Here is a 26,455-nt window from a genome sequence, read left to right as displayed (position 1 = left end):
GACAAAAATGTTCGACTTGCGTCAGATCCGGTATTTCGTTGCCGTGGCGGAAACCGGCAATGTCGGCCGCGCCGCCGAACTGCTGCATATTTCGCAGTCACCGCTCAGCCGGCAGATCATTCAGCTTGAGGAACAGCTTGGCGTCCCGCTGTTCGAACGGGCAAGGCAGCGGGTCCACCTCAACGCCGAAGGCCGCGCCTTCCTCACTCAAGCGCGAACGCTGTTGGCCAACGCAAGGCAGTTGGAGGAGCTCGGCCGCAATCTCGCCAGCGGCGCTGTTGGGCGCCTCGCCATCGGCTATGTCGAGGGCGCTGTCCACGCCGGCCTCGTCGCCGGGATGCTACGGCAGTTTCGCCGCGACCGGCCGGATTTTCACCTTCGGCTGATGAACCAGCGGTCGGCTGCACAAGTGGAAGGTCTGCGCCAACGCGCGCTCGATCTGGGCTTGGTCTATTCGCCGCCGGCCTTCGACGATCCGGATATAGACTGCACGCTGATCAGGCGCGAGCCGCTGGTGCTGGCGATGCCGGAGGGCGATCTGCTTGCCGATGTCAGCGACATCCAGCCTCATCATCTCGACGGTCGCACCTGGATCACCGTGGTGCGCCAGCCTGACGACACCAACCGCGGCCAATTCCTCGCCGCCTGCGCCAAGGCCGGCTTCCTGCCGGACATTTCCTATGAAACGGCCGATCCGCTGACGTCGCTGGGGCTGGTCAGTGCTGGACTTGGCCTTGCAACGGTGCAGGCCAGCTTGCGGAGCGTGGCACCACCTCGGATCGAGCTTCGCGAGCTACCGTGGTTCGAACGCACGGTCTCGATTCACCTTGCATGGCGGCGTCACGACCGCCGCGAGGTGATATCAGCCTTGCGGAAGGCGGCTCAGGAAGAGGGCAGTAGGCAGTAGGCAGTAGGCAGTAGGCAGTAGGCAGTAGGCAGTAGGCAGTAGGCAGTAGGCAGTAGGCAGTAGGCAGTAGGGGGAGCATCTCCCGAGTGCTGTTTTTCAGCACCCAAACATACTGCCTTATTGCCCTACTGCCTTATTCCCCTGACCTCACAGCTTGTCGATTACCGACTGCACTCCTTCGGTCGGTGCGTCGACCGAGGAGCCGGCCACCATGATGGCGGCGACGATCGCTTCGGGATCGTTGACCACCAGGGGTTTCACCCGCTGTGCCGTGTGGATGAAGCCTTCGGTGGCCATGTGATCGAGCAGCGCCAGCATCGGATCCCAGAATCCTCCGACATTGCCGAAGACGATCGGTTTTCGGTGATGGCCGAGTTGCGCCCAGGTCATGACCTCGACGATTTCCTCGACCGTGCCAATGCCGCCCGGCAGCGCCACAAAGGCGTCGGATTTCTCGAACATCCTGTGTTTGCGCTCGTGCATGTTTTCGGTGATCAAGAGCTCGTCGAGACGGTCAAGCGCGGTTTCCGTCGCTTCCCTGTTGATCAGGAAGCGCGGAATGATGCCCGTCACCTTGCCGCCGGCCCGTAGCGCGCCCTCGGCGACGGCGCCCATGATGCCCTTGGTGCCGCCGCCATAGACAAGCCGCAGGCCGGAGCGGGCAATGGAGCGCCCAAGCAGGTGTCCAGCCTTGACATAAGTTTCATCATGGCCCGGAGACGAGCCGCAATAGACGCAGACGGATCGAATCGTGTTCATGCAACTGATTGGTGATTGGGTCCGTAACCATGGTCAAGCCCATGGCGGGCTTTTTCTTGTCGGCCTTTGCAAAACACGCTAGACCGGCATTAGGTGGCTAAGGGGCAGGGAAATATGGCAATTAATCCATTGAAGGCGTTTTTGTTCGCGGCGGGTGGGACCGTAGCCGCGGCCGGGACCGCCTATGTATCGGGCGCACTCGACCCGTATCTCAAACATACGCCACCGGCGGAAGTGGCGGCGTTGACGCCGCCGGCCGGGACCGAGGCAAAGCCGGTCGCATCGGGGACCGAAGCGCGGCTTCCCGCCCCGCCGTCACCGGCAGCCCCCGCTTCGGGTACAAACGCAGTGGCGCCGGCAGCGCCCGCCACCAATGCGATGGCGCCGGCAAAGCCATCAGAACCGGCCGCCGCGCCGGCCATTACGCCCGCTCCGGCTGCTGCCGGGCCGGTCGCGCCGACCTTTGATGTCGTGCGGGTCGAAAGCAATGGCTCGATCGTCGTCGCCGGCAATGCAGCACCCAATGCCAAGGTCGAGATCCTCAACGGCTCGACGGTTCTCGGTTCGACTGTCGCTGGCGCCGACGGCGCGTTCGTCATCGTCCTCGACGATCCGCTGAAGCCTGGTGACTATACGATCACGCTGCGTTCGACGACGTCGGACAAGCTTGTGGTCGCTTCGGCGCAGACTGCCGTTGTCTCGGTTCCTGCCAACGCGTCCGGTCAGGTTTTGGCGATGGTCGAGGAACCAGGCAAGCCGTCGGAACTCATCACCGTTCCCACAGTCGAGAAAAAGCCGGAGACGCAGGTCGCCGCCGCACCGGCCGCAACGCAGCCCAGCGCCGACGCGCCTGCTGCCACGGCAGTACCGGCCGCACCTGCCGCCGTGGCGCCCGCCGCAGTTGAAGCTGTTCGGGCAAAGCCGGCTGAGCCGGCGGCGGTAGCTGCTGCCGCAGCGGCGGAACCCAAGATCGTCGTCGAAGCGGTCGAGATCGACGGCAACAAGATCTTTGTTGCCGGTCTTGCCGATGCCGGCCGCAAGGTGCGTGCCTATGCCAATGATATCCTGCTCGGTGATGCGCAAACCTCGCCCGACGGCCATTTCCTGGTCGAGGCGACGCGCGACATTCCGGTCGGCAATTACACCATTCATGTCGACGGCCTCGACGCCGACGGAGTGAAGGTGGTTGCCCGTGCAGCCGTGCCGTTCGAGCGCGAGCCGGGCGAGGCAGTCGCAGCGGTCGCGCCTGCCGAGACCAAGCCTGCTGACGCAAAGCCGGCTGCGGTCGCCGCCGCCGAGGCGCCGTCCGCCCCGGCGACAGCCGCGCCTGCTGCTCAACCGGCCGCGCCCGCCGTCGCTGCCGCACCCGCGCCCGCCGCAGAAGCACCGGCGCCAGCGGCGACACCGGCACCGGCGGTTGCGGCGACGCCCGCGCCCGCCGCGGAGGGCCCGGCAAAGGTCGCGGCCGCCACGCCGGGAGCGGACGTTCCCGAGATTGTCGCGCCAAAGCTTGAGCACACCGATGGTGCCGTCATCATCCGCCGCAACGATACGCTTTGGCGGATCTCGCGGCGCGTCTATGGTCACGGCGTGCGCTATTCTACCATCTACCTGGCCAACCAGGACCAGATCCGAGACCCAAACCGCATCTGGCCGGGGCAAGTGTTCAAGGTTCCTGAGAAGTCGAAGGAAGGTGAAGCCGCCAACCTCAAGGCAATGGGTGAACAGGCGACGACGGCCCCGGCCAAGACCGAGTAAAGCCGTTCTGCCCATCAGGATAGGTTGCGGCGGAGCAAGTCATCGTTTATCGCCGATGAACGATGACCGAATCCCACCCTGGAACTGACCGCAACCGCGGCGCGCCGGATAGCCGCGCCGTTGCCGCCCGGCTTGCCGCTCTGTCGCACCCGGCGCGCATCGAGATATTGAAACACCTTTCCGCCAGCAACTCCTGTTGCTGCCGGGAGGTTGTCGATCATCTCGACCTGGCGCAATCCACTGTATCACAGCATCTGAAAATCCTGGTCGAGGCCGGGCTGGTCCGGTTCGCGCCGGACCGGCAACGCTCGCGCTACGAAGTTGACCGCGAAGCGCTGGCCGGTGTTTCCGCGTCGCTCAACGCACTCGTCAATTCTTGCTGCGCCGCTAATAAGAGATAAGAAAAATGGCCGAAAAAACCGTCTCCGCCGAAGCCGATACCCTGACGACCTTGCGCAACCTCTGGCCCTATATGTGGCCCGCCGATCGCGCCGACCTCAGGGCGCGCGTCACCTGGGCGACCCTGCTGCTGGTCGTCGCGAAGCTGACGCTCGTCGCCGGTCCCTATTTCTTCAAATGGGCGACCGACGCGCTGGCCGGTGCCTCGAGGGCGCCGCCGCCCCTGCCGTCCTTCATGCTCGCGCCGGTCATGCTGGTCATCGCCTACAATGTGCTGAGGCTGGTCCAACTCGGGTTCAACCAACTTCGCGACGCACTCTTTGCCCGTGTCGGACAATATGCTGTGCGCCAGCTTGCTTTTCGCACCTTCGTTCATATGCATCAGCTGTCGCTGCGCTTCCATCTCGAGCGCCGCACCGGCGGCCTGTCGCGCATCATCGAGCGCGGCACCAAGGGCATCGAGACGATCGTGCGCTTCATCATGCTAAACACCGCGCCGACCATTCTTGAGTTCGCGTTGACCGCCGGTATTTTTGCCTTCACTTATGGCTGGAAATACGTGGCCGTGGTCGCCGTCACCGTCTGCCTCTATGTCTGGTTCACGGTCAAGGCCAGCGACTGGCGCATCTCCATCCGCCGCGACATGAACGACAGCGACACCGACGCCAACACCAAGGCGATCGACTCGCTGCTCAACTTCGAGACAGTCAAATACTTCACCAATGAAGCCATGGAAGCCGAACGCTTCGACCGCTCGATGGCGCGCTATGAAATCGCCGCGACGAAAACCTGGACCTCGCTCGGCTGGCTGAATTTTGGCCAGGGCGTCATCTTTGGCCTTGGGACCGTCATTGTCATGTGCATGTCCGCGCTGGAGGTACAGGCTGGTACGCAGACGGTCGGTGACTTCGTCTTCATCAATGCCATGCTGGTGCAGCTTTCGGTGCCGCTCAATTTCATCGGCTTCATCTACCGTGAAATCCGCCAGGGATTGACTGACATCGAGCACATGTTCGACCTGCTCGACGTGCCTCAGGAGATCGTCGACAAGCCCGACGCCAAACCGCTTGTCGTCGAAGCCGGCAAGGTCGAGTTCCGCGACGTGCATTTTTCCTACGATCCGAACCGCAAGATCCTGAAGGGCGTGAGCTTCGAGGTGCCGGCCGGCAAGACGGTAGCCATCGTCGGGCCGTCGGGTGCCGGTAAGTCGACCATTTCGCGCCTGCTGTTCCGCTTTTACGACGTGCAGGCCGGCAAGGTCCTGATCGACGGCCAGGACATCAGGGATGTGACCCAGGAAAGTCTGCGTGCCGTGCTTGGCATGGTGCCTCAGGACACAGTGCTATTCAACGACACCATCGCCTATAACATCCGCTATGGCCGCGTCGACGCGAGCGAAGAGGAGGTCCGCAAGGCAGCCGAACTCGCCCAGATCGGAACATTCATCGAAAAACTGCCCGACGGCTACAAGTCGATGGTCGGCGAGCGCGGACTGAAGCTCTCCGGTGGCGAGAAGCAGCGCGTGGCGATTGCCCGCACCATCCTGAAGGCGCCGCCTATCCTGATGCTGGACGAGGCAACGTCGGCACTGGACAGCCATACCGAACAGGAGATCCAGGCCGCACTTGATCTGGTCAGCCGCGGCCGCACGACGATCGTCATTGCCCACCGGCTGTCGACGGTGATTTCCGCCGACGAGATCATCGTTTTGCAGGACGGCCAGATCGCGGAGCGTGGCACCCATGCCGACCTGATGCGCAAGCACGGCCTCTACGCCTCTATGTGGGATCGCCAGCGCGAGGCGACCGAAGCCGAGGAGCGGCTGCGCATCGCGCGTGAGGGCGACGAACTGGGTGTCATTGTTCGCCGTCGCACATCCGAGGTGAATTGAAGGCGCGGAAAGGCAGTGGTTTTTCCGCTTGACCTCAACTTAAGTTGAGATCGTAGACCTCCGATCGAAGGTGCCAAGGGCATCCGCTCGCAATCGGAGGTGTGAAAAATGGATCTGCTAAATCAACAGCTTGGCAATATCAGCGTGTTCAGGGTGGACAAGTTCGTCGTCCCAGCCGAGGCCCGCGAGGAGATACTCCGCAAGGTCAGGGCGACGCATGAATTGCTGCGCCTGCAAGATGGGTTCGTGCAGGATTTTCTGCTTGAGCAATTCTCGGGCCCGGGCGAGTTCAATCTCGTCACAATTGTCGAGTGGGAAAACCAGGCGGCCGTCGACAACGTCGTGCCAATCGTCAAGGCGGCGCAGGCGCTTGTCGGTTTCAACCCTCAGGAAACGCTCACTCGGCTGGGCGTCCGTGCGGACATCGCCAACTACCAGCGGATTCCCGGTTTCTAGCCAGGCCCGCGGATGACCGCTTTTCCCTACCACGCAGCGCATGCGCTGGGCGCATGGCTCCTGCTCTTGCCAGTCTGATTGTCGCGTTGCGGCGGTGGGACGTTTCCGATAGACAGGCCGGACCTGAAATGGAGCCTGTTTTCAACCGATGAGCCTCGTTGACACGATCAAGAATGCGTTCGTTCCGATCCATCGCGAGGGCTATCCGTTCATCGCCGCCTTCGGCGCGGCAACGCTCTTTCTTGGCTATTTCTCGTCCATCCTGTTCTGGATCGGCCTGATCCTGACGGCATGGTGTGTCTATTTCTTCCGTGATCCGGAACGCGTCACGCCGGTCGACGATCGTCTGGTGGTGAGCCCCGCCGACGGTATCATCTCGGCGGTTGGACCGGCTGTGCCGCCGCGCGAGCTTGGCCTCGGCAATGGCGAGATGACCCGCATCTCGGTGTTCATGAACGTCTTTTCCTGTCATGTGAACCGCGCGCCGGTGCGTGGCCGCATCTCCAAAATCGAGCATCGGCCAGGAAAATTCCTCAATGCCGAGCTCGATAAGGCAAGCACTGAGAACGAGCGCAATGGTCTGGTCATCGAGAGCCCGAACGGCGTTGTCGCCGCCGTGCAGATCGCCGGCCTGGTGGCGCGGCGCATCGTCTGTTGGGCCGAGACCGGCGGCACGATCGCCATCGGCGAGCGTTTCGGCCTGATCCGCTTCGGTTCGCGCGTCGACGTGTTCCTGCCCTTGACCGCCACGCCGCGCGTTGCCGTTGGCCAGACGGCCGTTGGCGGCGAGACCGTGCTGGCCGAATTCGGCGGCATTGCCGGAACACCCCTCGTACGGATTTCCTGACCGTGGGCGCGCCGTTCAAGAAATTCGAGGCGCATGGCAGCGGCGGCCCGCGCATCCGTGAAATCCCGATGCGCATGGTGCTGCCGAACCTCGTCACCGTGCTTGCCATCTGTGCCGGCCTGTCCGGCATCCGCTTCGGTTTCGAAGGCCGTTTCGAGACCGCGGTGGTGATGGTGCTGCTCGCCGCCTTTCTCGACGGCATCGACGGGCGTCTGGCGCGGATGCTGAAGGCGACCTCGAAATTCGGCGCGCAGATGGATTCCCTGGCCGACATCGTCAATTTCGGCGTGGCGCCCGCCTTGGTGCTTTATGCCTTCATGCTCGACCAGGCCGGCTCGCCGGGCTGGATCGCCGCGCTCCTGTTCGCAATTGCCTGCGGGTTGAGGCTCGCACGCTTCAATGTGCTGGACGAGGAAATCGATCGCCCGTCATGGCAGAGCGAATATTTCGTCGGCGTGCCGGCGCCTGCGGGCGCCGTGCTGGTGATGCTGCCGCTCTATCTTTCATTCCTGCGGCTCGGCGTCGAACCAACCCGGTTGACAGCCTTTGTCGCCACGGGCTTCACGATACTGGTCGCCTTCCTGCTGGTCAGCCGGCTGCCGGTCTATTCCGGCAAGAGCTTCAAGATACCCGGCGACAAGGTGCTGCCGATCATCCTCGGCGTCGTCCTCTACATTCTGCTGTTGATGACCTATCCCTGGTATACGCTGACGGCATCGGTCGCCGGCTACCTGGTCTTCTTGCCGTTCAGCGTGCTCTCCTATTCGAAGCGCGCCAAGCTGGAGGGCGAAAAGGTTCCTCCCTCGGATATTGGCTGAACTGGCTGATAGCTAAGCAGCAACTCCAAGCTTGTCGAGCGCCAGCTTGCGGGTCGAGACATAGTCGGTCTTGCCCGAACCCAGCACCGGAATTTCCCGAACCTTGACGATGTCGTTGGGCACCATCAGCTCGGCTGCGCCCGCCTGCCTGCCGAACTTGCGCAATTCTTCCGGGTCGGCGTCCTCGGCGGTGGTGACCAGCACAATGCGCTCGCCGCGCCTCTTGTCCGGCACCGCCACCGCTGCGTGGCGCTGTTCTGGCCATAGCGACTGCACCAGCATCTCGACCGCACCCAGCGACACCATCTCGCCGGCGATCTTGGCGAACCGCTTGGCCCGGCCACGAATGGTGATGAAGCCTTCGCGATCGACGGCAACGATGTCTCCCGTATCGTGCCAGCCGGTCAGCGGCTGCAATTCGCCGGGGCGATCGGCGGTCATATAGCCCATCATCAGGTTCGGGCCATCGAGCCACAATTGCCCGGCGTCGCTGATGCCTTCGACCGGTTCGAGTTTCATGCGCATCGCCGGCAGAAGCCGGCCAACCGTACCGTCGCGGCCATGGATCGCGGTGTTGACGGCGACGACGGGTGCGGCTTCCGTCAGGCCAAAACCTTCGATGATTTCGGCCTGGAAGCGGTCGCGATAGACGCGGCGGGTTTCGGGTTTCACCGCCTCGGCACCGGCAACAACGAAACGCAGGCTCGAGAAATCGCCATCCTTGGCGGTGCGCGCATAATTGGCCAGGAAGGTGTCGGTGCCGAACATGATCGTCGGCCTGACTTTGCGGGCGATCTCGGGGATGATCTTGTAGTGCAGCGGCGACGGGTAGAGGAACAGTTTCACCCCGGTGACCAATGGCAGGATGGTGCCGCCCGTCAGCCCGAACGAGTGGAACACCGGCAGCACGTTGAGCAGGATGTCGGCCGGCGAGATGGTGATCCGGGCCTCGGCCTGCATGGCGTTGGCGAGAAGGTTCTTGTGCGACAGCACTACCGCCTTGGGCGTGCCTTCCGAACCGGAGGTGAACAGGATCACAGCAGGCTTGGCCGCGTTCTGCGGCTGCAGTGGCCAGCGCCACAGCACGGCTGCCGTGAGTTTTTCCAGTGGCGTCACGCTTTCGCGCAAATCCTCCAGCCACAGCAGCCTTGCGCCGCCTGTTTCGACGGCCGTGACAATGTCGGCGAGATCGGCCTTCTCGACGAAGGCGCGAGAGGAGACCACGGTACGGATGACCGCCGTGCGGACGGCAGCGGTGACGCTTGCTGGCCCCGCCGTGTAGTTGATCATGGCTGACACGCGCCCGCCCGACAGCAAGCCTAGCAGCGTCAGCACGACGCCGTTGGCGTTGGGCAGGAGCACTCCGACAGCTTCGCCCGGCGCCGTGACGGCCTCGAAACGTCGACCCAGAACCCGGCCGCCAATGAACAGTTTTCTGTAGCTCAGCGCGCCGCTTATGACGTCCTCGATGATCGGGTGCGAGGCACCGACGCGGTCAGCGGCGTCGCGCATGGCGACAAAGAGGCCGCGCTCGAGATCGGTGGCGGCAAACCGGGCCTCGGCGAAACGATCGAACAGCGCATTGGTGTTCGACGCCTGGTCGGGGTTTCGTGCCACCAACTCGGCGATGGTCATCGGCTCCAGCACGCTGATCGACAGGCACGGAAACCAGTGGCGCGGCGCGATCGCGGCTGGCGTCAGCGATACCGGCAGGTAACGCGCACCGCCGACGAAGATCGGCACGATGCGGGCGTCGGCCTGCATGGCGATGCGGGTGATGGCGCGAAACAGGCGGAAGGACTTCACATCCGGCTCGACCGCATCGGGCAAATAGACGGCAAGCCGGCCCTTGCCCTTCAAGACACGCACCAGCCGGCGGCTGACGAAGACATGTTCGGCGTTGAAGGCGATGGTGCGGCCAAGCTCGCGCCACGGCTCCAGCCAGGGCGATCTGGCCGAGGCGTCGTCGAGAATATGCAGCGTGTCTTCCGGCAACAGTGACAGCATCAGCGCCGGTTCGATGCGCGACTGATGCGAGATGACGTAGATGACCGGGGCTTGGGCATTGCGAGCGATCTTGATGCGATCGTCGGCGATCCGGTAGGCGAGCTTGAACGGCACATAGAGCAACGCCTGGGCAAATCGCAGCCCAAGCCGGATTTTCTCCACCACCGCGATCATCAGCCAGGCTGCAATCAGCCCGGCAAGCAGCGCCAGCGTCAGGACCATGCCGCATCCTCCCGTTCTCGCTTTGCGGCTCTTGGCTGGCCGCTTCGGCAAGAACCTAGACGATGTGGGGTCAACGTCAATGCGGGAAGAAGGCGCTCAAGCAGCCTTCAACCTCCCGCTGATGAAGCGGAACTCCTGCGTCTTGCCGCCATAGCCATAGGCGGCGGCCGGCACTTCGTGCACGAAGGCATAGCTTTCCTCGTGCACCGTGCCCAGCAAGTGGCTGAAAGCAGCGAAGATCGCCTCAAGATAGGCTTCCAGCTCGAGCTTGGTATTGGTGCCGTCGACCACCTTGATGTCCAGCCAGAAGGTGTTTGCGCCATGCCGGGCCAGTGACTTGCCGCCCGCGAACCAGTGCTGCGGATCGACGTAGGATATGGCGACCGCGGTAATCGTTGGATCCTTGCGCAACTGCGTGGCGGTGATCCCGGTCACTTCCTTGGCGATCCTGGCGGACAGAGCGGCGTCGGGCTTGCCGGTCACGCTGATGTTGATGATTGGCATTTTCCTTCTCCTTGGTTGAGCAGCGTGCGATTGCCGTTGGAAGCACTATGCCGCCATCTTTGAGTCAAAAAAATCGAATTGTTTTTAAGTGAAGATTCGATATTGTCGAAGTATGCAGTTGTTTGATCCCGACCTTCTCAGAACGTTCCTCGCCTTCGTCGATGGCGGCTCGTTGGCACAGGCGGCATCGATGGTCGGCCGCACGCCCTCGGCGGTGACGGCGCAGATGCAACGACTTGAGGAGATCGTCGGCGAGCCGCTGTTGATGCCGCAGGGGCGGGGGCGCGGCCTGACACCCGCCGGCGAAGATCTTGTCGGCCATGCGCGCCGTATCCTTTCCGTACACAGCGAGGCGTGGCTTGCGCTCAAGGGTGCGCGAGCCGACGGCCGCCTCGCTATCGGCACAACGCAGGATTTCGCCGATAGCGGCTTGCCCAATCTGCTCAGGGCCTTCGCCGTCAGCCATCCGCGTGTCAGGATCGAGCTGCGTGTCGGCCGCTCGGTTGAACTTGCGCAAGCGCTGCAGTCCGGCCTTCTCGATCTGACGATCGCCATGCGCCAGTTCCCAACGCCGGATGAAGTCGGCGTGCTCAGGGAGCCAATGGTCTGGCTGTGTTCGCAAAAGGGGTTGGTTTCGCGGCAGGACGAGGTGCCGTTGGCGCTGCTCGATCCGCATTGCGGTTTTCGCGATGCCGCGATCGCCACTCTTGATGCTGCTGGGCGCCACTACCGGATAGCCGCCACCAGCGCCAGCCTGGCCGGCCTGCGCACGGCGGTGAATGCTGGCATCGCGTTGACGCTGAGAACGGCACGGTTCGCGTATTCCGGGATCGTCAGGGCGCCGCGCGATCTTGGCCTGCCCCCGGTTCCCATTGCCGAATTCGCCATAAGGCTGCGCGGCGAGGCGCAATCCCCAGCCCGAGATCTGGCGGCGTTGATCAGCGGCAACCTCGCCTCGTCAGGTGGCTTCGGCTGAGGCAAAGAAAAAGCCGACCTTGCGGTCGGCTGGAGGTAGGACGGGCAAGGGGTTTGGGGGGACTTGGGGTGCCCGTCACGACAACAATGCCTGAAACCGGTGATGGTTCCGTGACGTTGCGAAATTTTTCAAACCGAGACGGTTGCGCGCTGTTGCCTTGCCATGAGCCAGTCACGTCCGGCATGGGCGAACACAGCGCACAGCACGATGGCGCCACCGATAATGCTGGCGGCGGGCGGAATCTCGGCCAGGAACAGGAAGGCAAACAGGATGGCGAAAGGCACTTCGGCCGAGCCGAGCAGGCCGGATTCGGGGGCCGGGATGAGCCGAGCCCCCTCCGTCCACAAGATGGACGACAGCGCGAAGGATGCGCCGAATGTCACGAGCAGGACGGCGTCCCTTGGTGAAACCGCCAGCGGGTCGGTGACGAACCAGCCGAGCACGAACAGAAGGAACGCCGACACTGCGCCCGCCCATACCACCGGCGTCTCGCGGAAGGCGCGGACCATGATCATGTAGAGCGCGCTGCCGATCGTCATCAGCAACGCCAGAAAGTCGCCGAACAGATTGCCGGTGCCGAAACCGGACCAGACCATGATCGCGACGCCGCAGAGCGATACCGCGGCGGCGATCATCGTCTGCGGGCGAAACCGCTCCCTGACCAGTGCAAAGGCGAGCAGGGCGGTGACGAAGGGCGCTGTGGCGTAGATGATCGCCACATTGGCGACAAAGGTGAACTTGAAGGCGCAGATGAAGGCAATGCTCGCCAGGGCTCCCTCGACCGCCAGCAGCCAGCCGCGCCAGCCGAGCCGCAGGCTCTCCTGCCCGCCGGAGCGCTGTCGACGCCACAGTACGTAGAGCGTGATCAGGATCGAGCCGACAAAGCCACGCCAGCAGATGATGGTCAGCGGATCGGCGCGGATGGATTTGGTCAGCACCCCGGTAAGGGCGAACACGGCTGCCGATGCCGACACCAGGATGATGCCAAGGGTTTGCTCGGTGGATGGGCTGCTATTGCCTTGCATGCTCAAGAACCTTTCGCCATGGCGGATACTAGTCCGGCCCGTACTGACACCCTGCTGTCAGCAGGGATCAATTATTGCGCGCGAATTCCCCGCAGGGTTTTACGCCCACTTGCGAAAACGCTCGTTGGCGACAATCACCAGGCCGGCGGACACGATGATTGCCGCGCCGATGAACACTTCGGGGCGCGGTACATCGCCCCATATCGCGAAACCCAGCGCGAAGGACCAGATCAGCGAAGTGTATTCGAGCGGTGCCAAAATCGAAACAGGCGCGCGCTTCATGCCTTCGAACAGAAGATACTGGGCGATCCCGCCCAGCGCGCCGACGGCGATCAACAACAGCAACTGGTCCCATGTCATTGCTTGCCATAGAAAAAAGGTCGGAACGGCCGAAAACGCCAGGAAGAAGGTGTTGTTCAAGACGAGCTGGATCATCGTGCGCTCGGCCAGCGAGGTCTTGCGCATCAAAATGATGGCGATGGCCCACAAGATCGCCGCGGCCAGCACCAGCAGCACCGGCATGGACAGTCCGAGACGGGTCGGGTCGCAGGCGACGAAGACGCCGGCGAAGCCGATGAACACGGCCAGCCAGCGCAGGGCAGGAACCTTCTCACCAAGCATCACCACCGAAAGCACCGTGATGATGATCGGGGCGGCGTAATAGATGGTGGTGAGTTCGGCCAGCTGCATGGTCTTGGCGGCATTGTAGAAGCAGATCCAGGCAGCCAGCGTGAACACGCTGCGCAAGAACATTGGCCGGAGGACGGACGAGCGCACCGTGTCCTCGAACAGGCGACGCCCGCCAATTGCCGCACATCCGACCAGGATCGTGATGCTGCGAAAGAACATGATCTGCCAGACCGTCATGCCCACGACCAGAAGCTTGATCGATGCATCCTGCGTGGAAAACAGGAAATAGGCCGCGCCCGTGAACAGGATGCCTGCAAGCACCCTTTCACGTGTTTCAAGAATGGCGATGTCGGCCATGCGGCACGGGCCTGTTCAGAGAAATGATTGCCGAGAAGCACTGCGAAGGCTTTGAAAACCGGGCTTCGCATGGATACGCTATACGGGTGAAAAACGCAGGCGCGCTACGCCAGCGGCGGGCTTGCGTTGGGGCAGGGAGTTGCATCAGGTTGGGATGCCTGCACATCCTCGGTTGTCTCCATGTGGCTGGACCGACGGCATCCACGGTGACAATGCCCTGTGCGAACATGACAGGAAGCGCTGCTGAAAGGATTGGAAATGGACGCGACCGGATTGAAGGCCATGCAGGCGCCGTTGAAGGAGGCCTATCGCGACGACGCCGAGCGCGCCCTGGTCACGCTCAGGGCCAGAGGTTCGATCGACGACCAGTCGATCGCCTGCAAGGTCGAGACGGGCAGGGCGCTTGCTGTCGCGGGACTGCACCCGGCGACCGGTGGATCTGGGCTTGAGCTGTGCTCAGGCGACATGCTGCTCGAGGCATTGGTGGCCTGCGCCGGCGTGACGCTGAAGGCGGTGGCGACGGCGTTGGAATTCAAGCTCGGCGCCGCCACGGTCGAGGCTGAAGGCGACCTCGACTTTCGCGGTACCCTTGGCGTGGCCAGGGATGCACCCGTTGGTTTCCGCGCCATCAGGCTGAAATTCGGCCTCGACACCAATGAGCCGCAGGAGCGCATAGACGCGCTGCTGAAACTGACAGAACGCTACTGCGTGGTGTTCCAGACCATCAACCAGAAACCGGAACTGACGGTGAGCGCAAAACGCTGAAGTGCGGGCGCCAGCCATTGAAATGCGTGTGACCGCGGCTTCGGCAATCACACGCAGCGTGGCGATTTCCCGCCGTATGCTTACTGCGCCGAAGGGACTTCGTTGTCGCCTTCGTCGGTAAACGGCGACGCGCTCGGCACGCACTGCAGCGACCAGCCAGCCGGCGTCGGCTGCTTCTGATACTCGGCGACGGCGGCGGTGCACTGTTCGCGCTTGTCGAAGGTGCTGGGGAGAACGGCCATACCGCCCCCTGGGCCGGCGATTACCAGATACCAGACCAACGCTACGGTCGTCGAAGCCATGGGAGTTTCCTTGTTCTGCCCGGTTCGGGCGCTGTAGTGGGAGTCGAACCGAGTCTATCAACTTCGTTCGGATGGCGAAAGCGTGGCCGGTTGGCTGCTTTCCACCATCATGTCACGGCCGCGTGATGTCCTGCGTTCGAGCTCCCCAAATTCGGCGCGCATGAGCATCTGCCGGGATTCAACCCAACCGGGAGGAGTCTGTCAGTCATGCCGTTATAGGTTGGCCGCCAAAATCATCGCACAAGTTGCGGAGGAGTTTTCCACCAGCTTATCGCTCTCTGCAAATGTGACGTGGCCCCTAGCCGACCTCATCCCCTAGTATTTCTGAGGCAAATGGCGCTATGATGCGCGTGGCCTTCCTACGGGACTGCGTCCCTCGGAATGCCGGAGGAACCGAGGATGGCCATAGCGCTCGTACTCGTTCTGATTGTTGTCGGCTCGGTGCTGTTCCATGTGCTGAGCCCTTGGTGGTCAACGCCGATAGCCTCTAACTGGGGCTATATCGACAGCACTCTTGTCATCACTTTCTGGATCACCGGGACGGTCTTCTCCGCCGTCGTCCTGTTCATGGCCTATTGCGTTTACCGCTTCCGGCACAAGGAAGGGCAAAAAGCGGCCTACGAGCCCGAAAGCAGAAAGCTCGAATCCTGGCTGACCGTGGTCACCGCTGCCGGCGTCGCGGCATTGCTGGCGCCCGGCCTGTTCGTGTGGAGCCAGTTCGTCACCGTTCCCAAGGACGCGACTGAGGTCGAGGTCTTCGCGCAGCAATGGCAATGGAGCTTCCGTTTGCCCGGTGCGGATGGCAAGCTCGGCACGTCGAATGCCAAGCTTATCAGTCCGGACAATCCGCTCGGCATCAATCCGCAGGATCGCAACGGTCAGGACGATGTCGTGGTCGTGGCGGCCGACCTCCATCTGCAGGTCGGCAAGCCGGTCAAAATGTTGCTGCGCTCGATCGACGTAATACACGATTTCTACGTGCCGGAGTTCCGCGCCAAGATGGACATGGTTCCGGGCACGGTCACCTATTTCTGGTTTACCCCGACACGGACTGGAACGTTCGAGGTTCTTTGCTCCCAGCTTTGCGGTGTCGGCCATGCGTTCATGCGCGGCGTGGTGAAGGTCGACACCGAACAGGATTATCTGGCCTGGCTGCAGCAGCAGTCGACTTTTGCCCAACTGTCGGCGCCCGCCAAGACAGGCGCGCTTGTCGAGCCGGCAAAGGCCAAGGCCGACTAGGGAAAGGTATTGGGCGAGGCGGCCCAGGAGGTTGCCTTGCCGGAGACGGAAACGAGCGAGGAAGTGCACCAATGGTTGACATCACGCCTCATGGAGCTGGCCTCATTCCGGCCGCAGAAGTGGCTGAGGTTGAGCTCTATCATCCGCACAGTTGGTGGACGAAATACGTCTTCTCGCAGGACGCCAAGGTCATCGCCATCCAGTATGCAGGCACGGCGACAGCGATTGGCCTTGTCGCGCTGGTGCTGTCCTGGCTGATGCGTCTGAAGCTTGGTTTCCCCGACACGTTCACGTCCATCACGCCGGAAATCTACTATCAGTTCATGACCATGCACGGCATGATCATGGTGATCTATCTCCTGACCGCGCTCTTCCTTGGCGGTTTTGGCAACTATCTGATCCCGTTGATGGTCGGCGCACGCGACATGGTGTTTCCCTATGTCAACATGCTGAGCTACTGGATCTACCTGCTCGCTGTTCTGGTGCTGGTTGGCAGCTTCTTTGCGCCGGGCGGGCCGACGGGCGCGGGTTGGACGCTCTATCCGCCGCAGGCCATCACCTCGGGCACGCCCGGCGGGCAGGACTGGGGCATCATCCTGATGCTCGTTTCGCTGATCCTGTTCATCATCGGCTTCACCATGGGCGGCCTCAACTATGTGGTGACCGTGCTTCAGGGGCGCACGCGTGGTATGACGTTGATGCGCCTGCCGCTGACTGTCTGGGGTATTTTCACGGCCACGGTGATGGCGCTGCTTGCTTTCCCCGCACTCTTCGTCGCTTGCGTCATGATGCTGTTCGACCGGGTGATCGGCTCGAGCTTCTTCATGCCTGCGATCGTGGAGATGGGCACCACCCCGCTCCCGCACGACGGTGGAAGCCCGATCATGTTCCAGCACCTGTTCTGGTTCTTCGGCCATCCCGAAGTCTACATCGTGGCGCTGCCCGCTTTCGGCATCGTCTCCGATCTCATCAGTACGCATGCGCGCAAGAACATCTTCGGCTATCGCATGATGGTGTGGGCGATCATTAGCATCGGCGCACTCTCCTTCGTCGTCTGGGCGCATCATATGTATGTCTCGGGCATGCATCCCTATTTCGGCTTCTTTTTCGCTACCACCACGCTGATCATCGCCATTCCCACCGCCATCAAGGTCTACAACTGGGTGCTAACGCTGTGGCGCGGCGACATCCACCTGACGATCCCGATGCTGTTTGCGCTCGCCTTCATCGTCACCTTCGTCAATGGTGGGTTGACCGGCCTGTTCCTCGGGAACGTGGTGGTCGACGTCCCGCTGGCGCAAACGATGTTCGTGGTCGCTCATTTCCACATGGTGATGGGCGTGGCGCCGATACTCGTCGTCTTTGGCGCGATCTATCATTGGTACCCCAAGGTCACCGGTAGGATGCTTAACGAAGCGATGGGCCGCTTCCATTTCTGGGTGACCTTCCTCGGCGCCTATATGATCTTCTTCCCGATGCATTATGTCGGGCTGGTCGGCGTGCCGCGGCGCTATCCCGAGATCGGCGACACTGCCTTTGTCCCGCCGTCGGTGCATACGCTGAACGAATTCATCACCATTGCCGCGCTGACGGTCGGCTTCGCCCAGATGGTGTTCCTGTTCAATCTCCTGTGGAGCATCCGGCATGGCCGACCAGCCGGCGATAACCCTTGGCGGGCGACGACGCTGGAATGGCAGACGGCAGGCACGCCGCCCCCGCACGGCAACTTCGGCAAGGAGTTGCCGGTGGTCTATCGCTGGGCCTACGACTACAGCGTACCAGGCGCGCCGGAAGACTTTATTCCGCAGAACGATCCAAACCCATTGACACGGGGCGGCAGTACATGAGCGCGATCGTGATATTCCTCGCCGCAATAGCCGCTATAGTCGGCTGGTGGCTGTCGCGCCAGCGGCTGATGTCCAAGCCATGGCTGGAGGCGGGGCCGGTGACGGCGTTTCCCGAAACGGAAGCGTCGCTCATGCACCCGGCCAAGATCGGGCTTGGTGTGTTCCTTGCAGTGGTAGGCGCGCTGTTTGCGCTCCTGATCAGCGCCTATTTCATGCGCATGGTCTATGCCGACTGGCAGGCCGCTCCGGTGCCGAGGATACTGTGGCTCAACACCGCAATGCTGGTGCTGGCGAGCATGGCGCTGCAGGGCGCCGTGTCTGCCGCACACAAGGGACGACTTGACAATCTCCGGCTTGCTCTTCTCACAGGTGCGCTGACATCGGTGGCCTTCCTGGGCGGACAATTGCTCGCCTGGCGCGATTTCGCTGCTGAGGGCTATTTCGCAACCGAGAATCCGGCTGCCAGCTTCTTCTATCTCCTGACCGCGATGCATGGCCTGCACATTATCGGCGGATTGGTGGCGCTCGGCCGGGTCAATGTTCGCGCATGGCAGCGCGTCAGGTCTGAAAGGCTCATTCTGTCGACCGAGCTCTGCGCGATGTACTGGCATGTGCTGCTCGTCGTCTGGCTCGTACTCTTCTCCGTGCTCATGGGCTGGGCGGCTGACCTGATCGACATCTGCCGGGGGTTGCTGACCTAGAACGCCGCGCCAGCCGCGCGACGAGTTGTACACGAGAAGGAACGCTCATGGCCGAGACCGCACTGGGACATGCTGACCGTACCGCTTCGCAGCAGCCGGGCCTGCGCGGCATCGCCGCCGACTGGTCGTCCGACCAGAGGGCGTTCAAGAACGTGTCCTGGGGGAAGGCCATGATGTGGATCTTCCTGCTCAGCGACACCTTCATCTTTGGCTGCTTCCTGTTGTCCTACATGACCGCGCGCATGTCGACGACCGTGCCGTGGCCCAACCCGAGCGAGGTTTTCGCGCTGCATCTGTTCGGACGGGATATTCCGCTGATCCTCATCGCGATCATGACCTTCGTGCTGATCTCGTCGAGCGGCACGATGGCGATGGCGGTTAATTTCGGCTACCGGCACGATCGCAGGAAGACAGCGGTGTTGATGCTACTCACCGCCGCTCTTGGCGCGACTTTCGTCAGCATGCAGGCTTTCGAGTGGACGAAGCTCATCACCGAGGGCGTGCGGCCCTGGGCAAATCCCTGGGGCGCCGCGCAATTCGGTTCATCTTTCTTCATGATCACCGGGTTCCATGGCACCCATGTCACGATTGGCGTGATCTTCCTGTTGGTCACCGCGCGCAAGGTGTGGCGCGGCGACTACGAAGCTGGCGCACGGGGATTCTTCACCAGCCGACGCGGCCAGTACGAGAACGTCGAGATCATGGGGCTCTACTGGCATTTCGTCGATCTGGTTTGGGTATTCATCTTCGCGTTCTTCTATCTTTGGTGAGGTGAAGCGATGGCACAGGCAGAAGCACAGGATCACGGGCTGCATGGGAGCGCGGTTCCCGCCCCGGCCGTGGCACACGTGGAAGGCCAGCAGCACCCGGTCAGGCTTTATCTTGTCGTCTGGGGCTGGCTGTTCATCCTCAGCGCCGGCTCCTACAGCATCGACTATTTCGGCCTTCAGGGATATCTCAGATGGGGCCTGATCATTACGTTCATGATGCTCAAGGCCGGGCTGATCGTCGCCGTGTTCATGCACATGGCGTGGGAACGGCTGGCGCTTGCCTATGCAATCCTGGTGCCGCCACTGCTTATCCTGGTGTTCGTCACGATCATGGTTCTTGAGTCCGACTACACCGAGCTGACCCGTATCCTGTCCTTCAGCGTGGGACCGTAAGCTGCTCGGCATTTTGCCCGGGGCCGGATCGTGTTCTGCGTTGACAGGAAAAATGATGAGAGGAGAATGATCACCTCGTTCTCCGGCGCGTCACCACCTCGAACAGAAAGGCGCCTATGATGACGATCGCAAGGAAACTTCAGGACTACATTACCGGCAAGGGCATCCACTACGATACCGTTGCCCACCACCGGACCTCGACCAGCAGCCAGACGGCGCAGGCGGCGCATGTTCCGGGCCGAAGGCTCGCCAAATCGGTGCTGGTTCATCACGAGATGGGCTATGCGCTGGCGGTGGTGCCGAGCAGCCACCGGGTCGAGTTCAATACGCTACAAGATGTGATTGACAGGCGGCTCGGCCTTGCTTCGGAAGATGAGGTCGGCCAGCTGTTCAGCGACTGCGACATCGGTGCCGTGCCACCGGTGGGCGCCGCTTATGACGTGCCGGTCATTCTCGACGAAAGCTTCGGCGCGGATGGCGACGTCTATTTCGAAGCCGGCGACCACAAGACCCTGGTGCATGTTACGGGCGGTGACTTCCGCAACCTGTTGCAAGGTGCGCGCGTCGCCCGCTTCAGTCACCCGGCGTAATGTGCACTCTCAAGCGCCCGTCCGAGGGCGGACGCTTCCATTTCAGCGGCGGCTGGTGCCGGGCGGATCAGTTCCTCTTGCGCGTCTCGGCCTTGGCAGGCGCTGGCGTCGGTTCGATCAGTTTGCGGTAAAGGTGCCATGTCGAATGACCGAGTACTGGCAGGACCACCGCCAGCCCAACCAGCAACGGCAGTGAGCCGGCGGCCAGGGCAACGGCCACGATGAGGCCCCAGAGCAGCAACGGCGCGGGATTCGTCATGACCGCGCGCGCCGAGGTCTCGACGGCGGCGTAGGCGCCGATGTCGCGATCGAGCAACAACGGGAAGGCGACGACCGTGGTGCTCAGCACGACAAGAGCAAACAGAAAGCCGATGAGGTTGCCGAGGATGATCAGCATCCAGCCACGCTGCGTGGTCAGAACGTCTCCGATGAAGCCGAACAACGATGCCGGCACGGCGTCACCGTAGAGGTGGGCATAGAGCGCATGCGCGGTCAGCATCCAAGCCACGAACAGCACCACCAGCATGAAGCCGAGAGCTGCGATTGCCGGCATGGCGGGCGATTTCCTGACGTCGAAGGCATGACGCCACGACGTGTCGAGCTTCTGCTCGCGTCGGCGGCTGATCTCGTAAAGACCAAGCGCGGCAAAGGGGCCTAGAAGCGCGAAGCCGGTCATCAGGGGATAGACAAGCTGAAGCGCATTGCCGCCCGAGGACCAGGTGATCAGCACAATGCCGGCGACTGGATAGATCAGGCACAAGAAGACGTAGTGTGAGGGTTTGTCCCAGAAATCGTCAAAACCCCGGCGAAGCGCGTCGAGAATATCTGAAACCCCTATCCGACGGATGGCGGGATGCTCGACGTTGCTGCCGGTGCCTGCTGCGTAGATATGGAAACCTGCCATGACCGTTCCTCCCTGATGGGGCTAGGTCGCGGCGTGCTATGCTGCCGTTTTGCGTGACTGGTCACGCGAAACCGCGACCTGCATCACGAATGATTATACTATTTTTCCTTGACCTTGTCGCCCCCGGCGATGTGGCGTGCGATCTGCATGCCGGATGGTGCTTTACCGCGCGCGGCGGTAGTATCCACCGCGTCGACGCGATGCGTCGGCGTGTGGGAGGACAATGCCATGAGACTGACGGCACTGGCCGTGCGGATCCTTCTTGCAGCTTCGTTTGTCGAGGCCGCCCCGGCATTTTCTGCGGGCGATGCCGACGCCGGAAAGAAGATCTTCACCAGATGCATGGTCTGCCATGAGGCGGCAGCCGACACCAACAAGATCGGCCCATCGTTGCACGGTGTCATTGGCCGCAAGGCAGGTTCGCTGCCAAGTTTCAACTATTCCGACGCTATGAAGAAGGCTGGCGCCGGTGGTCTGGTCTGGGATGAGGCCAATATCGCAGCCTATATCAAGGCGCCGAAGGTAAAAGTGCCCGGTAACAAGATGCCCTTTGCTGGTCTCCAGAGCGATACTGATATCGCCAATGTGATCGCCTATCTGGAAGCCGCGGCCAAGCAGTAGGAGGGCCTGCACTGGCCGGATCGCGGCAAGCCTGGCCCTTCGCTAGGGACTTAGGAGCGATAAAACTCGCCGAAGCGCCTGTATCGCAACAACTGGCGCATGACCGGAACCTGAAATGGTTTTTCTTTACGGATCTTCGGTTCCGGAAGGGACCAAGCCTAGGTGGGAAAGCGCCACAGCGTCGTTTGCGCGTCCAATGGGACGCGGCGCTCTACTCCGGTTGCCGGTAGGCAACAAAACGGTTGTGCTTGACCTGGAAGATCTGCCCCGTCTCTTTCAACTCCGGGCTGGCGAGCGGCACGATAAGCCTGGCGATTTCCGACGGATGCGGAAGCGTCTCCGGATCCTCGCCGGGCACGGCCTGCGCGCGCATGGCGGTACGGGTGGCGCCGGGGTCGGCGGCATTGATCCGCAGCGGCAGGCTTTCCGTCTCATGCGCCCAGGAGCGCACCATGGCTTCTACCGCTGCCTTCGATGCCGCGTAAGGGGCCCAGAAAGCCCGCGCGGAATGGGCAAGACTGGAGCTCAACACAATGGCGCGGCCAGCATCGGAAATGCGCAGCAGCGGATCGACGGAACGGATCAGCCGCCAGGTCGCGGTGACGTTGATATTCATGACCTTTTCGAAGGTCTTTGCCTCGACATGGCCGATCGGCGAGATGACGCCAAGCACGGCGGCATTGGCGACCAGGATGTCTAGCTTGCCCCAGCGCTCGTGGATGGCGCCGCCCAGCCGGTCTATGCCGGCCATGTCAGCGAGATCGAGCGGCACCAGCGTCGCCTGACCGCCGGCAGCCTTGATCTGGTCGTCAAGCTCCTCCAGGCCGCCGACCGTGCGGGCAACCGCGATGACATGGGCGCCTGCCGCGGCAAGTTCCTTTGCGATGAAGTAGCCGATGCCGCGCGAGGCGCCGGTGACAACCGCGACGCGGCCGGACAGGTCGAGAGTCATGGGAAGGATTCCGACTGGCAGGGATGAAACACCCCCATGCCCGATGAGGCAGAGAGGTGTAAGGAGGAAGGCAAATAGTGGTCCGGCAAGCCCTATGATCCGCTCGTCGCCAGCAGCGACAGCGTGCGCACATTGTCGTGGCCTTCGAAGTCGAGCAGGCGGGTCGGGTACTGGCCGGTGAAGCAGGCGTCGCAGAATTGCGGCTGGTCATTGTCGCGGCTTGCCTCGCCAACGGCGCGGTAGAGCCCATCAATGGTGAGGAACCCAAGCGAATCGACACGGATGAACTCGGCCATTTCCTCGATCGACATCCGGGACGCGAGCAGCTTCGACTTCTCTGGTGTGTCGACGCCATAGAAGCAGGAGGCGCGTGTCGGCGGTGAGGCGATGCGCATATGCACCTCCTTGGCGCCGGCGTCGCGCACCATCTGCACGATCTTCTGGCTGGTGGTGCCGCGCACGATCGAATCATCGACCAGCACGACGCGCTTGCCTTCGATCATGCGGCGGTTGGCGTTGTGCTTGAGCTTGACGCCCATGTGGCGGATCGAATCGCCCGGCTGGATGAAGGTGCGGCCGACATAATGGTTGCGGATGATGCCGAGTTCGAACGGGATGCCCGCGGCCTGGCTGAAGCCGATGGCGGCAGGCGTCCCCGAATCCGGCACCGGCACGACGATATCGGCCTCGACCGGACTTTCGAGCGCAAGCTCGGAGCCGATGCGCTTGCGCACCTCGTAGACATTGCGGCCCTCGACGGAGGAATCAGGGCGGGCAAAATAGACATATTCGAAAATGCAGAAACGGGTCTTTTGCGGCTCGAAGGGAAACAGGCTTTCAATGCCCTTGGAGGTGACGACAACCATCTCGCCGGGCTTCAGGTCGCGCACGAAACGCGCCCCGATGATGTCGAGCGCGCAGGTTTCAGAGGCCAGGATCCAGGCGCCGTCGAGGTCACCCAGTACCAATGGCCGGATGCCGAGCGGATCGCGGCAGCCGATCATCTTCTTGGCCGTCATCGCCACCAGTGAGAAGGCGCCTTCGACCTGACGCACGGCATCGATGAAGCGCGAGTTGAGGTCCCGCTCCTTGCTGGTCGCGACCAGATGCAGCAGCGTCTCGGTATCCGAGGTGGACGAGAAGATCGCACCCTGTTTCTGCAGCGCGCGCTGCACGGTCATGGCGTTGGTGAGGTTGCCATTGTGGGCGACAGCAAAGCCGCCATCGGCGAGTTCGGCGAAGAAGGGCTGGATGTTGCGGATGCCGGCGCCGCCTGTCGTGGCGTAACGCGTGTGGCCGATGGCGCGATTGCCTTGCAGGCTGTCGATGACGCGCTGCTTGGTGAAGGTGTCGCCGATCAGACCGACATGACGTTCGACATGGAACTGGGTGCCGTCATAGGAGACGATACCGGCTGCTTCCTGGCCGCGATGTTGCAGCGCGTGCAATCCGAGTGTGACAATGGCCGCGGCGTCCTGCCGGCCAAAAATGCCGAACACACCGCATTCGTCATGAAAATGATCGTCTGCTTCGGCGGAAAGCACGTCGTCTGCGTCTGCCATCTTAAGCTCCGCTAAAATCGCCATATAGGGCCGGTGCGCGTCGAAAGCAACGCGCGCCGTGCAGCCATTCACATGATCGTCGACTTTTTCGCGTCAGTTTGCCGGCGGCGGGTTGGCTGGTGCTGGGGCTGGTGCCGGATTTGCGGGCGCATTGTCGCCCGGCGCCGCGTCGTTGTCATCGGGCGCCGGGGTATTGGAATCGTCGCCTGTCGCCGGCGCGTCCGCCGCTGGCGTGTCGGGGGCTGCCGGCGCGCCGGCGCCAGCCTTCGAACCGAGCTTCTTGAGGATCGCATTTTCCGTGTCGGCGGGCATCAGGCTTTCGAGCTTGGTGCCGATCGATTCGAGCAACGGGCGCGACTTGGCGTCGGCGACCCAGGCCGGGGCCTTGGCGCCGGCCAGCCAGTTGAAGAACATCAGGGCGACGGCGACAACCAGGATGCCGCGCGCCGCGCCGTAGAGGAAGCCGAGCGTGCGGTCGAGCGCGCCGATCCTGGAATCGATGATCCAGTCGGCGAGCTTCATGGTGATGACGCTGACGACGATCAGTGCGACGATGAACACGACGCCGGCGGAAGCCGCCATGGCGATCTTGTCATTGTCGATATGAGGCTGGATGTAGGGCAGAAGCGGCTTGTAGAAGAAGAAAGCCGCAGCGGCTGCCGCTGCCCAGGAAACCACGGAAAGGACTTCGCGCGAAAACCCGCGAACCATGGCGAGCATCGCCGAGACCAGGGTGAAGCCGACGAGAATTCCGTCAAGCAGCGTAATCGGCATGTCTTTCGCCCCACTCCATGAGCCGCATTATAGCGCGGAGCATCGGGTTTTCCCACTTTCGGGTCCGATGCTCTAGTCTTCCTCGTCCACGCGGCTTCGGCGTGTGCCGGCTATGCGTGCCACGAGATCGGCAAGCTCGGTGGGCTGGAAGGAACCGGCCCCTATCCCCCCGGCAAGTTCCCCGCTGCCCGAGGGCAGAACCGCGCTTCCAAAACCCAGCTTTTCGGCTTCCTTGAGGCGCTGTTGCGCATGCGCAACTGGCCTCACGGCGCCCGAAAGGCTGATTTCGCCGAAATAGACGCAATCGGCGGGAAGGGCAAGACCGGTGAGCGAGGAAACCAGTGCCGCCGCCACTGCCAGATCGGCCGCGGGCTCCGAGATGCGATAGCCCCCTGCAACGTTCAGATAGACGTCGTGCTGGCCAAAGCGTACGCCGCAATGGGCTTCGAGAACGGCCAGGATCATCGACAGCCGTGAGCCATCCCAGCCGACCACCGCGCGTCGCGGCGTGCCGAGCGACGATTGCGCGACAAGTGCCTGGATCTCGACTAGCACCGGCCTCGTCCCCTCCATGCCGGCGAAAACCGCCGCACCCGGCGATTTGGCATGGCGTTCGCCCAGGAAAAGCTCCGACGGATTGGCGACTTCTCGCAGACCCTTGTCCGACATTTCGAACACGCCGATCTCGTCGGTCGGCCCGAAACGGTTCTTCACCGTCCGCAGGATGCGGTAGTGGTGACCGCCTTCGCCTTCGAAATAGAGCACGGCGTCGACCATATGCTCGACGACGCGCGGACCTGCGATCTGGCCTTCCTTGGTGACATGGCCCACCAATACGATCGCCGCTCCGGTGGATTTCGCATAGCGGATCATAGCCTGAGCGGAAGCGCGCACCTGGGTGACGGTGCCAGGCGCCGAATCGGCCATATCGGTCCACAAGGTCTGGATTGAATCCAGAATGACCAGATCTGGCCGCTTGCCGTCGGCAATGGTGGCGAGGATGTCCTCGACGTTGGTTTCGGCGGCAAGTTCGACCGGCGTCGAGGCGACGCCCAGCCGCTGCGCGCGCAACCTGATCTGCGCGACGGCTTCTTCGCCGGAGACATAGACGATGCGGTGTCCTTTGGCCGCAAGGGCGGCCGCCGCCTGGGTCAGGAGTGTCGACTTGCCGATGCCTGGGTCGCCGCCGACAAGCAGCGCCGAGCCACGCACGAAACCGCCGCCGGTGGCGCGGTCGAGTTCGCCAATGCCGGAGATAATGCGTGGCGCATCCTCGATGTCACCCGACAGCGTCGTCAGCACCACCGCGCGGCCCTTGCGGGCGTTGCGCGTATTGGCCGGCCCGGAGCCGATGCCCCCCGCCGTGCCTTCCTCGACCAGCGTGTTCCACTCGCCGCAGGCATCGCATTTGCCGGCCCAGCGCTGATGCACTGAGCCGCAATTCTGGCAGATGAACTGAACGCGGGATTTGGCCATCAG

The 26,455-nt window shown here is 62.5% G+C and carries 28 protein-coding genes; 16 read left to right on the top strand and 12 right to left on the bottom strand.

Annotated features, from left to right (window positions below; all coding sequences use genetic code 11):
* Positions 1-7 precede the first annotated feature (7 nt).
* On the top strand, positions 8-907 hold the full coding sequence (locus tag ABVQ20_RS11640) for a LysR family transcriptional regulator (protein ID WP_354459639.1): 900 nt from the start codon (positions 8-10) through the stop codon (positions 905-907).
* 147 nt (positions 908-1,054) lie between these two features.
* On the opposite strand, the gene ABVQ20_RS11635 is transcribed toward ABVQ20_RS11640, so the two are convergent.
* Positions 1,055-1,666 (bottom strand): LOG family protein, encoded by a 612-nt coding sequence (locus ABVQ20_RS11635; RefSeq protein ID WP_354459638.1) that lies wholly within the window; start codon positions 1,664-1,666, stop codon positions 1,055-1,057.
* A gap of 114 nt (positions 1,667-1,780) precedes the next feature.
* Here ABVQ20_RS11635 and ABVQ20_RS11630 point away from each other — a divergent pair, with 114 nt between their 5' ends.
* The 6 genes from ABVQ20_RS11630 to pssA all read left to right on the top strand — a co-directional run bounded on the left by ABVQ20_RS11630 (position 1,781) and on the right by pssA (position 7,835).
* Positions 1,781-3,424: a LysM peptidoglycan-binding domain-containing protein gene (locus ABVQ20_RS11630; protein WP_354459637.1), complete on the top strand. Its 1,644-nt coding sequence runs from the start codon at positions 1,781-1,783 to the stop codon at positions 3,422-3,424.
* Positions 3,425-3,486: 62 nt separating this feature from the next.
* Complete coding sequence (locus ABVQ20_RS11625) at positions 3,487-3,825, top strand: ArsR/SmtB family transcription factor (RefSeq protein ID WP_354459636.1); 339 nt, start codon at positions 3,487-3,489, stop codon at positions 3,823-3,825.
* A gap of 5 nt (positions 3,826-3,830) precedes the next feature.
* Positions 3,831-5,714, top strand: coding sequence for an ABCB family ABC transporter ATP-binding protein/permease (locus ABVQ20_RS11620; RefSeq protein ID WP_354459635.1), 1,884 nt, complete (start codon positions 3,831-3,833; stop codon positions 5,712-5,714).
* Between the two features lie 108 nt (positions 5,715-5,822).
* Positions 5,823-6,170: an antibiotic biosynthesis monooxygenase gene (locus ABVQ20_RS11615; protein WP_354459634.1), complete on the top strand. Its 348-nt coding sequence runs from the start codon at positions 5,823-5,825 to the stop codon at positions 6,168-6,170.
* Between the two features lie 148 nt (positions 6,171-6,318).
* A complete protein-coding gene (locus tag ABVQ20_RS11610; protein WP_354459633.1) occupies positions 6,319-7,017 on the top strand; it encodes a phosphatidylserine decarboxylase in 699 nt (232 codons plus the stop codon).
* A gap of 2 nt (positions 7,018-7,019) precedes the next feature.
* Positions 7,020-7,835, top strand: coding sequence for a CDP-diacylglycerol--serine O-phosphatidyltransferase (gene pssA / locus ABVQ20_RS11605; protein WP_354459632.1), 816 nt, complete (start codon positions 7,020-7,022; stop codon positions 7,833-7,835).
* Between the two features lie 12 nt (positions 7,836-7,847).
* Here pssA and ABVQ20_RS11600 read toward each other — a convergent pair whose 3' ends face one another.
* Positions 7,848-10,064 carry an AMP-binding protein gene (locus tag ABVQ20_RS11600; RefSeq protein WP_354459631.1) on the bottom strand — a complete coding sequence of 739 codons (2,217 nt, stop codon included), beginning with the start codon at positions 10,062-10,064 and terminating at the stop codon, positions 7,848-7,850.
* 96 nt (positions 10,065-10,160) lie between these two features.
* A complete protein-coding gene (locus ABVQ20_RS11595) occupies positions 10,161-10,568 on the bottom strand; it encodes a tautomerase family protein (RefSeq protein WP_354459630.1) in 408 nt (135 codons plus the stop codon).
* 112 nt (positions 10,569-10,680) lie between these two features.
* On the opposite strand from ABVQ20_RS11595, the gene ABVQ20_RS11590 reads away from it, so the two are divergent.
* On the top strand, positions 10,681-11,544 hold the full coding sequence (locus tag ABVQ20_RS11590) for a LysR substrate-binding domain-containing protein (RefSeq protein ID WP_354459629.1): 864 nt from the start codon (positions 10,681-10,683) through the stop codon (positions 11,542-11,544).
* A 128-nt stretch (positions 11,545-11,672) separates the two neighbouring features.
* On the opposite strand, the gene ABVQ20_RS11585 is transcribed toward ABVQ20_RS11590, so the two are convergent.
* Both ABVQ20_RS11585 and ABVQ20_RS11580 read right to left on the bottom strand, forming a co-directional pair.
* Positions 11,673-12,569: a DMT family transporter gene (locus ABVQ20_RS11585; protein WP_354459628.1), complete on the bottom strand. Its 897-nt coding sequence runs from the start codon at positions 12,567-12,569 to the stop codon at positions 11,673-11,675.
* Positions 12,570-12,668: 99 nt separating this feature from the next.
* Positions 12,669-13,556, bottom strand: coding sequence for a DMT family transporter (locus tag ABVQ20_RS11580; RefSeq protein WP_354459627.1), 888 nt, complete (start codon positions 13,554-13,556; stop codon positions 12,669-12,671).
* Positions 13,557-13,814: 258 nt separating this feature from the next.
* Here ABVQ20_RS11580 and ABVQ20_RS11575 point away from each other — a divergent pair, with 258 nt between their 5' ends.
* A complete protein-coding gene (locus tag ABVQ20_RS11575; protein ID WP_354459626.1) occupies positions 13,815-14,321 on the top strand; it encodes an OsmC family protein in 507 nt (168 codons plus the stop codon).
* Between the two features lie 80 nt (positions 14,322-14,401).
* On the opposite strand, the gene ABVQ20_RS11570 is transcribed toward ABVQ20_RS11575, so the two are convergent.
* Positions 14,402-14,623: a hypothetical protein gene (locus ABVQ20_RS11570; protein WP_227348258.1), complete on the bottom strand. Its 222-nt coding sequence runs from the start codon at positions 14,621-14,623 to the stop codon at positions 14,402-14,404.
* Between the two features lie 399 nt (positions 14,624-15,022).
* On the opposite strand from ABVQ20_RS11570, the gene ABVQ20_RS11565 reads away from it, so the two are divergent.
* The 6 genes from ABVQ20_RS11565 to ABVQ20_RS11540 all read left to right on the top strand — a co-directional run bounded on the left by ABVQ20_RS11565 (position 15,023) and on the right by ABVQ20_RS11540 (position 20,163).
* Positions 15,023-15,862, top strand: coding sequence for a cytochrome c oxidase subunit II (locus tag ABVQ20_RS11565; protein WP_354459625.1), 840 nt, complete (start codon positions 15,023-15,025; stop codon positions 15,860-15,862).
* Between the two features lie 71 nt (positions 15,863-15,933).
* Complete coding sequence (locus ABVQ20_RS11560) at positions 15,934-17,709, top strand: cbb3-type cytochrome c oxidase subunit I (RefSeq protein WP_354459624.1); 1,776 nt, start codon at positions 15,934-15,936, stop codon at positions 17,707-17,709.
* Positions 17,706-18,410, top strand: a complete 705-nt coding sequence (locus tag ABVQ20_RS11555; protein ID WP_354459623.1) for a cytochrome c oxidase subunit 3 — start codon at positions 17,706-17,708, stop codon at positions 18,408-18,410. The genes ABVQ20_RS11560 and ABVQ20_RS11555 overlap by 4 nt, the downstream gene beginning before the upstream one ends.
* 47 nt (positions 18,411-18,457) lie before the next feature.
* Positions 18,458-19,180 carry a heme-copper oxidase subunit III family protein gene (locus tag ABVQ20_RS11550; protein ID WP_354459622.1) on the top strand — a complete coding sequence of 241 codons (723 nt, stop codon included), beginning with the start codon at positions 18,458-18,460 and terminating at the stop codon, positions 19,178-19,180.
* Positions 19,181-19,189: 9 nt separating this feature from the next.
* Entirely contained in the window at positions 19,190-19,573 is a 384-nt protein-coding gene (locus tag ABVQ20_RS11545) for a cytochrome C oxidase subunit IV family protein (RefSeq protein ID WP_354459621.1), read from the top strand.
* A 119-nt stretch (positions 19,574-19,692) separates the two neighbouring features.
* Positions 19,693-20,163: an aminoacyl-tRNA deacylase gene (locus ABVQ20_RS11540; RefSeq protein ID WP_354462162.1), complete on the top strand. Its 471-nt coding sequence runs from the start codon at positions 19,693-19,695 to the stop codon at positions 20,161-20,163.
* Positions 20,164-20,230: 67 nt separating this feature from the next.
* On the opposite strand, the gene ABVQ20_RS11535 is transcribed toward ABVQ20_RS11540, so the two are convergent.
* On the bottom strand, positions 20,231-21,067 hold the full coding sequence (locus tag ABVQ20_RS11535) for a DUF2189 domain-containing protein (RefSeq protein ID WP_354459620.1): 837 nt from the start codon (positions 21,065-21,067) through the stop codon (positions 20,231-20,233).
* A gap of 98 nt (positions 21,068-21,165) precedes the next feature.
* Positions 21,166-21,297: a hypothetical protein gene (locus tag ABVQ20_RS11530; protein WP_354459619.1), complete on the bottom strand. Its 132-nt coding sequence runs from the start codon at positions 21,295-21,297 to the stop codon at positions 21,166-21,168.
* On the opposite strand from ABVQ20_RS11530, the gene ABVQ20_RS11525 reads away from it, so the two are divergent.
* The gene (locus tag ABVQ20_RS11525; RefSeq protein WP_354459618.1) at positions 21,296-21,688 is read left to right on the top strand and encodes a c-type cytochrome; all 393 of its coding nucleotides are present in this window, start codon (positions 21,296-21,298) and stop codon (positions 21,686-21,688) included. The two genes, ABVQ20_RS11530 and ABVQ20_RS11525, sit on opposite strands and share 2 nt — an antisense overlap.
* 211 nt (positions 21,689-21,899) lie before the next feature.
* On the opposite strand, the gene ABVQ20_RS11520 is transcribed toward ABVQ20_RS11525, so the two are convergent.
* From ABVQ20_RS11520 to radA, 4 genes are all read right to left on the bottom strand, one after another.
* Positions 21,900-22,640 carry an SDR family NAD(P)-dependent oxidoreductase gene (locus ABVQ20_RS11520; RefSeq protein WP_354459617.1) on the bottom strand — a complete coding sequence of 247 codons (741 nt, stop codon included), beginning with the start codon at positions 22,638-22,640 and terminating at the stop codon, positions 21,900-21,902.
* Positions 22,641-22,732: 92 nt separating this feature from the next.
* Positions 22,733-24,202: an amidophosphoribosyltransferase gene (gene purF / locus ABVQ20_RS11515; protein WP_354459616.1), complete on the bottom strand. Its 1,470-nt coding sequence runs from the start codon at positions 24,200-24,202 to the stop codon at positions 22,733-22,735.
* 93 nt (positions 24,203-24,295) lie between these two features.
* Positions 24,296-24,976, bottom strand: coding sequence for a CvpA family protein (locus ABVQ20_RS11510; RefSeq protein WP_354459615.1), 681 nt, complete (start codon positions 24,974-24,976; stop codon positions 24,296-24,298).
* Positions 24,977-25,048: 72 nt separating this feature from the next.
* Positions 25,049-26,452 carry a DNA repair protein RadA gene (gene radA, locus ABVQ20_RS11505; RefSeq protein WP_354459614.1) on the bottom strand — a complete coding sequence of 468 codons (1,404 nt, stop codon included), beginning with the start codon at positions 26,450-26,452 and terminating at the stop codon, positions 25,049-25,051.
* Between the last annotated feature and the right edge of the window lie 3 nt (positions 26,453-26,455).

Origin of the sequence: Mesorhizobium shangrilense (assembly GCF_040537815.1) — a bacterium.
GTDB lineage: Bacteria > Pseudomonadota > Alphaproteobacteria > Rhizobiales > Rhizobiaceae > Mesorhizobium > Mesorhizobium shangrilense.
Note: the sequence above shows the minus strand (reverse complement) of the source record. Positions and strands in the feature narration are given on the sequence as shown.

What these genes read in the sequence shown, in the direction of transcription:
- ABVQ20_RS11600 (WP_354459631.1), bottom strand. Translation starts at nt 10,064, where the DNA reads ATGGTCCTGACGCTGGCGCTGCTTGCCGGGCTGATTGCAGCCTGGCTG.
- ABVQ20_RS11575 (WP_354459626.1), top strand. Translation starts at nt 13,815, where the DNA reads ATGGACGCGACCGGATTGAAGGCCATGCAGGCGCCGTTGAAGGAGGCC.
- ABVQ20_RS11565 (WP_354459625.1), top strand. Translation starts at nt 15,023, where the DNA reads ATGGCCATAGCGCTCGTACTCGTTCTGATTGTTGTCGGCTCGGTGCTG.
- ABVQ20_RS11525 (WP_354459618.1), top strand. Translation starts at nt 21,296, where the DNA reads ATGAGACTGACGGCACTGGCCGTGCGGATCCTTCTTGCAGCTTCGTTT.
- radA (WP_354459614.1), bottom strand. Translation starts at nt 26,452, where the DNA reads ATGGCCAAATCCCGCGTTCAGTTCATCTGCCAGAATTGCGGCTCAGTG.
- ABVQ20_RS11590 (WP_354459629.1), top strand. Translation starts at nt 10,681, where the DNA reads ATGCAGTTGTTTGATCCCGACCTTCTCAGAACGTTCCTCGCCTTCGTC.
- ABVQ20_RS11585 (WP_354459628.1), bottom strand. Translation starts at nt 12,569, where the DNA reads ATGCAAGGCAATAGCAGCCCATCCACCGAGCAAACCCTTGGCATCATC.
- ABVQ20_RS11550 (WP_354459622.1), top strand. Translation starts at nt 18,458, where the DNA reads ATGGCCGAGACCGCACTGGGACATGCTGACCGTACCGCTTCGCAGCAG.
- ABVQ20_RS11620 (WP_354459635.1), top strand. Translation starts at nt 3,831, where the DNA reads ATGGCCGAAAAAACCGTCTCCGCCGAAGCCGATACCCTGACGACCTTG.
- ABVQ20_RS11630 (WP_354459637.1), top strand. Translation starts at nt 1,781, where the DNA reads ATGGCAATTAATCCATTGAAGGCGTTTTTGTTCGCGGCGGGTGGGACC.
- ABVQ20_RS11640 (WP_354459639.1), top strand. Translation starts at nt 8, where the DNA reads ATGTTCGACTTGCGTCAGATCCGGTATTTCGTTGCCGTGGCGGAAACC.
- ABVQ20_RS11510 (WP_354459615.1), bottom strand. Translation starts at nt 24,976, where the DNA reads ATGCCGATTACGCTGCTTGACGGAATTCTCGTCGGCTTCACCCTGGTC.
- ABVQ20_RS11610 (WP_354459633.1), top strand. Translation starts at nt 6,319, where the DNA reads ATGAGCCTCGTTGACACGATCAAGAATGCGTTCGTTCCGATCCATCGC.
- ABVQ20_RS11535 (WP_354459620.1), bottom strand. Translation starts at nt 21,067, where the DNA reads ATGGCAGGTTTCCATATCTACGCAGCAGGCACCGGCAGCAACGTCGAG.
- ABVQ20_RS11595 (WP_354459630.1), bottom strand. Translation starts at nt 10,568, where the DNA reads ATGCCAATCATCAACATCAGCGTGACCGGCAAGCCCGACGCCGCTCTG.
- ABVQ20_RS11520 (WP_354459617.1), bottom strand. Translation starts at nt 22,640, where the DNA reads ATGACTCTCGACCTGTCCGGCCGCGTCGCGGTTGTCACCGGCGCCTCG.
- ABVQ20_RS11530 (WP_354459619.1), bottom strand. Translation starts at nt 21,297, where the DNA reads ATGGCATTGTCCTCCCACACGCCGACGCATCGCGTCGACGCGGTGGAT.
- ABVQ20_RS11540 (WP_354462162.1), top strand. Translation starts at nt 19,693, where the DNA reads ATGACGATCGCAAGGAAACTTCAGGACTACATTACCGGCAAGGGCATC.
- ABVQ20_RS11625 (WP_354459636.1), top strand. Translation starts at nt 3,487, where the DNA reads ATGACCGAATCCCACCCTGGAACTGACCGCAACCGCGGCGCGCCGGAT.
- ABVQ20_RS11570 (WP_227348258.1), bottom strand. Translation starts at nt 14,623, where the DNA reads ATGGCTTCGACGACCGTAGCGTTGGTCTGGTATCTGGTAATCGCCGGC.
- ABVQ20_RS11580 (WP_354459627.1), bottom strand. Translation starts at nt 13,556, where the DNA reads ATGGCCGACATCGCCATTCTTGAAACACGTGAAAGGGTGCTTGCAGGC.
- ABVQ20_RS11615 (WP_354459634.1), top strand. Translation starts at nt 5,823, where the DNA reads ATGGATCTGCTAAATCAACAGCTTGGCAATATCAGCGTGTTCAGGGTG.
- ABVQ20_RS11635 (WP_354459638.1), bottom strand. Translation starts at nt 1,666, where the DNA reads ATGAACACGATTCGATCCGTCTGCGTCTATTGCGGCTCGTCTCCGGGC.
- ABVQ20_RS11555 (WP_354459623.1), top strand. Translation starts at nt 17,706, where the DNA reads ATGAGCGCGATCGTGATATTCCTCGCCGCAATAGCCGCTATAGTCGGC.
- ABVQ20_RS11560 (WP_354459624.1), top strand. Translation starts at nt 15,934, where the DNA reads ATGGTTGACATCACGCCTCATGGAGCTGGCCTCATTCCGGCCGCAGAA.
- ABVQ20_RS11545 (WP_354459621.1), top strand. Translation starts at nt 19,190, where the DNA reads ATGGCACAGGCAGAAGCACAGGATCACGGGCTGCATGGGAGCGCGGTT.
- purF (WP_354459616.1), bottom strand. Translation starts at nt 24,202, where the DNA reads ATGGCAGACGCAGACGACGTGCTTTCCGCCGAAGCAGACGATCATTTT.